The organism is Mesorhizobium sp. M4A.F.Ca.ET.022.05.2.1 (assembly GCF_003998845.1).
GTDB lineage: Bacteria > Pseudomonadota > Alphaproteobacteria > Rhizobiales > Rhizobiaceae > Mesorhizobium.
In genome coordinates, this window is the sequence record NZ_RZOJ01000451.1 from 1 (window position 1) to 4,817 (window position 4,817).

General features: G+C 67.3%; 4 protein-coding genes. All 4 read right to left on the reverse strand.

What is annotated here, in order from left to right; genetic code table 11:
• Positions 1–133: 133 nt before the first annotated feature.
• Positions 134–1,174, reverse strand: coding sequence for a 2-hydroxyacid dehydrogenase (locus EN745_RS30245; RefSeq protein ID WP_127405648.1), 1,041 nt, complete (start codon positions 1,172–1,174; stop codon positions 134–136).
• 10 nt (positions 1,175–1,184) lie between these two features.
• A complete protein-coding gene (locus EN745_RS30250) occupies positions 1,185–2,738 on the reverse strand; it encodes an FGGY-family carbohydrate kinase (protein WP_127422943.1) in 1,554 nt (517 codons plus the stop codon).
• Positions 2,738–3,862: an ABC transporter ATP-binding protein gene (locus tag EN745_RS30255; RefSeq protein ID WP_127405991.1), complete on the reverse strand. Its 1,125-nt coding sequence runs from the start codon at positions 3,860–3,862 to the stop codon at positions 2,738–2,740. Before EN745_RS30255 ends, EN745_RS30250 begins: the two co-directional genes overlap by 1 nt.
• Positions 3,859–4,817: ABC transporter ATP-binding protein (locus EN745_RS30260; protein WP_145992213.1), on the reverse strand; the 959-nt coding region annotated here is incomplete at its 5' end. The genes EN745_RS30260 and EN745_RS30255, both read right to left, overlap by 4 nt.

A 4,817-nucleotide genomic window follows, 5' to 3' on the forward strand; every position in this document is an offset into this window, starting at 1 on the left:
GACGGACAGGCCACGGCCGGCGGCGTCGCGCGCGATGCCGGCGCCGTTGACGCCGCCGCCGATGACGAAAAGGTCGACAATGTCGCCGTCACCGCTCATCTCGCCGAACCCTCTACGCAACGCTTCATGGCACTCAGCACGGATTGACCGGCGGCAGGCCGGCAAGATAGCGGCGCACTTCCTCGGCCGCCTGCTCGGCCGCGTAGGTGACGGTGCGCACCGAGGCGCCAGCGATATGCGGGGTGAGCGTCACATTCGGCAGCTGCAGCAGCGGCCAATCCGAAGGCACCGGCTCGATCGCGAAGGTTTCCAGCATGGCGCAGGCGATATGGCCGGAGACCAGCGCCTCGTAAAGCGCGTCATAGTCGACCAGCGGCCCGCGCGCGGTGTTGATGAAGATCACGCCGGCCTTCATGCCGGCGATGGTGTCCTTGTTGATCAGGCCGCGGGTTTCCGCGGTCACCCGGGAGTGCAGGGTGACCACGTCGGAGCGCGACAGGAGTTCGTCGAACGCGACCAGCTCGACGCCGGCATTGCGGTCGTCCGCGCTCAGCTGCACGTAGGGATCGCAGACCAGGACGCGGCAGCCGAAGGCGCGCAGCAGGCGCACCACCTTCGTGCCGATATTGCCATAGCCGACGACACCGACGGTCATCTCGCTGAGCTCGCGGCCGGTGCGGTCGGCGCGGTAGAGATCGCCGCGCCATTCGCCCTTGCGCAGGGCCTCGTGACCGACGCGGATCAGCCGCGTCTCGGCGAGGATGGCGCCGATGGTGAACTCGGCGACGGCGCTCGCGTTGCGGCCTGGAACGTTGACGACGCGGATGTCGTGAGCCTTGGCGGCCGCCATGTCGATGTTGATCGGTCCGCCGCGCGACACAGCGACCAGTTTCAACGCCGGAAGGCGCCGCATCATTCCATCCGAGAGCGGAGCGAGCTGGGTCACCAGGATCTCGGCATCGCCGACAAAATCGACCACCTCGTCCGGATGGCCGAAATACTCCTTTACCTTGTCGAGGCCGAGCGCGGTGTTGCCGAACTCCATCGGCTCGTCGGGCCACGCGGTTTCCAGCGTGCGGATGTCGAGGCTGTTGCCGCAGGCCTTCTCGATCTCAATCCGAAAGACCTCCGGGAGCATGAAACGGTCGCCGATGATCGCAATTTTTCTGTGCATGCTCGACTTCTCAATTTGCCTTCGCCGCGGCCATCGACCGCCAGACCGGACGCAACGCCTCGTGCGCCAATGTGTAGGATGGCGCCATCCTGTCGTAGATGGCGGCGAGTTGCGGGTCGCTCGGCTCGGCCTTGCCGAGCAGAGGCGTGACCCATTCGGCGACGCAATCGTCCATCGACCGGTAGAGGCCGACGCAGACCGCCGCGATCATGGCGGCACCCGCGGCGCCCGCCTCCTCGCGCTCGCTGGTGCGCGTCGCGGCGCCGACGGCGGCGCCGAGGATCTTGCGCAGGGCCGGGCTGCGTGCCGCGCCGCCGGTGAGGCGGATCTCTCGCGGCAGCGAGCCCATGGCGGCGTAACAATCGCGCGAAGCGAAGGCCAGCCCCTCGAAAACGGCGCGCACCATGTCGGCATAGCCGTGGCGCGAGGAAATGCCGACGAAGCCAGCCCTTGCATTGGCATCGACGAACGGACCCCGCTCGCCGGCCTCCGACACATAGGGCTGGTAGATCAGCGAAGCCGGCTTCGACGACGATATCCAGCCGTCGACCAGCGCGATCATCTCGCCATTCGAGCGCGAGATGCCTTGCGCGGCAAGGATGCCGGAGGCGAGCCCTAGCACCCAGTCGATGTTGAGCGTCGCCGCCATGTTCGACTGCATCTGCGCGAAGACGCCGGGCGCCGGCATGGTCATGGTGTAGCCGGTCTTGGCCTCGTTCAGGAGCACCTCGTCCGGGGTCTCGGCAAGGCGCATGTGCATGCCGGTGGAGCCAATGATGGAACAGCCGGGCTTGCGCTGGCGGTCGAACAGGCCGGCGCCGAGCGCGGTGCAGGCGACGTCGACATAGGCGAGTACGACCGGCGTGCCGGCGATCAGCCCGCTGGCATCGGCCGCCGCCTTGGACAGGGCGGCGCTTTGCCTAGTGCCGTCGACGATCGGCGGCAGCAAATGCCGGAGGTCGGCGACGCCGAGCACGTCGAGCACATCGTCGGAGTAATCGCGCGTGCGGAAATCGCCGAAGGTGAAGGTCCCTTCCGAAGGGTCGGTGGCGCGCTCGCCGGTCAGCTTGAAATAGAGCCAGTCCTTGCAATGGAATGCCGTCGCGGCGCTGGCAAGCATTGCCGGCATGTTTCGTTTCATGAAGACGAACTGCGATCCCTGCTGGCAGGCGGCAAGCCCGCTGCCGGTCTTTTCGAAGCGCAGTCGGTCCTCCGGCCGGGCGCGGATCTCCTCGACCTCCCTGGCGGCGCGCGCGTCGAGCCACAGCCAGCCTTTGGCGACTGGCTCGCCGCCCTTGTCGATCAGCCACGTGCCGTCGCCCTGCCCAGTCACCGCTATGGTGATTACCCGGTTAGCGAGGTCCGGCACCTTGTCGGCCAGCTGGCGAAGCGTGACCGCCGTATCGGCCCAGGTGCGCGCCAGGTCCTGTTCGGCGCCACCGCCCGGCAGCGTCTCGTAGCGGTTCGGCAGCGCGGTGGCCGCGATCTGCCGGCCCGCCTTGTCGAAAGCGACGGACTTGATGACAGACGTGCCGGCGTCGATGCCGATCAGCACATCCCGCATCAGGCAAGCTCCATCCCGTGCGAAATCGCCCTGCCGTCCGCCTGGTCGAAGACGTGCAGGTTCTTCGGGTCGATGCTGACATTGATCGGCGCCCCTAGCTCGAGGCGGGTGCGGTCATGCTCGACCAGCACCAGCGAGCCGCCGGCGAAATCGGCGGCGATATGGGTCTGGTCACCAAGCCATTGGTTGGCCGAGACGGTGGCCGGCACGCCGTCCTTCGAGCGGCGTACCGCATAGGGCCTGACGCCGATGACGACGCGCTCGCGGGCAAGCAGTTGGTCGCGCACCGGGCCGCTGAAGGCGTCCTTGTCGTAGTCGAGCGACAAGCCGTCGGGCAGCCTCAGGCTGATCTTGCCGGCGACCGTGCCGACGAAGGCCTCGAAGACATTCATCGGCGGCTCGCCGACGAAGGTGCCGGTGAACAGGTTCGCCGGCCGCCGCTTGATCATGTCGGGCGTGTCGAACTGCTGCAGCACGCCGCCTTCCATCACCGCGATGCGGTCGGCGAGGGCGTTCGCCTCGGTCTGGTCGTGGGTGACGAGGATCGCGGTCAGGCCGCGCTCCTTGATGAAGTGCTTGATACGGCCGCGCAGCACCGCGCGCAGCTGCGGCTCGAGCTGGCCCATCGGCTCGTCGAGCAGGTGCAGGTCGGCGTTGCGGATCAGCGCCCGGCCGAGGCTGGCGCGCTGCTGCTGGCCGCCGGAGATCGAGCTCGGATAGCGCTCGAGGATGTCCTCAATCTCGAGCAACTTGGCGATGCTGGCGACCTTGGCGTCGACATCGCTCTTCGAAAGCCGCGCCGCCTTCAGCGCGAAGGCCATGTTCTCGCGCACGGTGAGCGGCGGATAGAGCGAGTAGCCCTCGAAGGCCATCGCCACGTTGCGCTTGACCGGCGCCAGTGTGTGCACCTTGCGGCCGGCGACGGCGATCTCGCCACGCGAAACCTCCTCGAAGCCAGCGATCATGCGCAGCGTCGAGGTCTTGCCGCAGCCCGACGAGCCGAGCAGCGCCACGATCTCGCCCCTGGCGATCCCGATCGTCAGGTTCTTCACCGCATGCACGCCGCGGTCGATCGGGCCGTAGAATTTGTCGACGCCGGAAATGGTGAGGGCGCTGGCGCTCATGCCGCTTCTCCGCTGCGCAAATTGACGACCCTATTGGCGCCGATGCGCTCGCCGCTCGCATGATCGAACAGCAGCGCGCTCTTGCTGTCGACGGCGATATGCGCCTTGCCCTCGGTCTGGCCCGGCGTTCCAGCCGGGCGCGAGACCAGGATCTCGCGGCCGCGCACGGTACGCACCAAGGTGACGATCTTTTCGTTGAGCGGCGTCTCGGCCTCGACGGTCACCGGAACGGCGCCGGGCGTGGCCTCGCCGACGAAGCTCAGCGCCTCGGGCCGCAGGCCGATGACGCAGTCGCGCCCGACCGCCGCCTCATAGGCGCCGGCGAGATGGACCTGGACGTTCGACAGGCCGACATAGATGCCCTTGGCGTCGCGGGCCGGCTTGACGTCGAGCAAATTGATGGTCGGATCGCCGAACAGCCTGGCGATCTCGACATTGGCCGGCTCGCGATAGATCTGCTCGGGCGTGCCGAGCTGGCGGATGACGCCTTGCGACATCACCGCGATGCGGTTGCCGAGCGCCATCGCCTCCTTGTAGTCCTGGGTGACGTAGACGACGGTCGCGCCGCGGTCATGCAGGAGCCGCGGCAGTTCAAGCCGCATCTCGAAGCGCAGTTTGGCATCGACGTTGCGCAAGGGATCGTCGAGCAGGAGAATTGGCGGCGAGCCGACCAGGGCGCGGGCAAGCGCAGTGCGCTGCTTCTGGCCGTTGGAGAGCGCGCGTGGCTTGTGGCTCAGCACATGGTCGATCTTGAGCAACTTGGCGACGCTCTCGACGCCGGCCTTGATAGTGCCTTGCGAGGAGTGCCTGGCCTCGAGCGGCGTCGCGATGTTGTCGAAGGCGCTCATATGCGGGAACAGCGCGAAATTCTGGAACGCCATGCCGACGCCGCGGAACTCGGCATCGACATCGGTCATGTCCTCGCCGCCGATGAGGATCTTGCCCTCGTCGGGGT

Coding starts and splice junctions, on each gene's coding strand:
- EN745_RS30245 (WP_127405648.1), bottom strand. CDS start 1,174: ATGCACAGAAAAATTGCGATCATCGGCGACCGTTTCATGCTCCCGGAG.
- EN745_RS30250 (WP_127422943.1), bottom strand. CDS start 2,738: ATGCGGGATGTGCTGATCGGCATCGACGCCGGCACGTCTGTCATCAAG.
- EN745_RS30255 (WP_127405991.1), bottom strand. CDS start 3,862: ATGAGCGCCAGCGCCCTCACCATTTCCGGCGTCGACAAATTCTACGGC.